Source organism: Achromobacter sp. 1011811831, assembly GCF_059760905.1.
The window spans coordinates 1-363 of sequence record NZ_JCBANG010000227.1 but is presented as its reverse complement, the minus strand read 5'-3'; the positions used below and the strand labels follow the sequence as shown (position 1 = coordinate 363).

Sequence of the window (363 nt, the reverse complement as noted above, 5' to 3'; positions counted from 1 at the left end):
AAGGCCCCTGGGGGCAGAAATTCCCGACGATCCGCGCCGCGTGGCGCAGCGCCTGGGATCGCGTGATTCCCTTCTTCGCATTTCCGCCAGAGGTGCGCCGAGTGATTTATACGACCAACGCCATCGAGAGCATCAATGCCCAGTTGCGCAAGATCATCAAGACGCGAGGTCATTTCCCGTCCGACGATGCCGCAACAAAGCTGATCTGGCTGGCCCTGCGCAATATCACCGCTGATTGGGGACGGCCAGCTCGCGATTGGAAGCAGGCCATGAACCAATTCGCTATCCTCTATCAGGAACGGTTTATCAGGCCTTCCGTGTAGTTCCTAAGCCCGCCTTGAACACAGAATTTCTGACACTCCC

Annotated in this window: 1 protein-coding gene; it reads left to right on the top strand. The window is 57.6% G+C overall.

The window, feature by feature from the left end; genetic code table 11:
* A partial coding sequence (locus AC6LJ9_RS30725) for a transposase (protein WP_498150468.1) occupies positions 1 to 323 on the top strand: 323 nt, incomplete at its 5' end.
* Between the last annotated feature and the right edge of the window lie 40 nt (positions 324 to 363).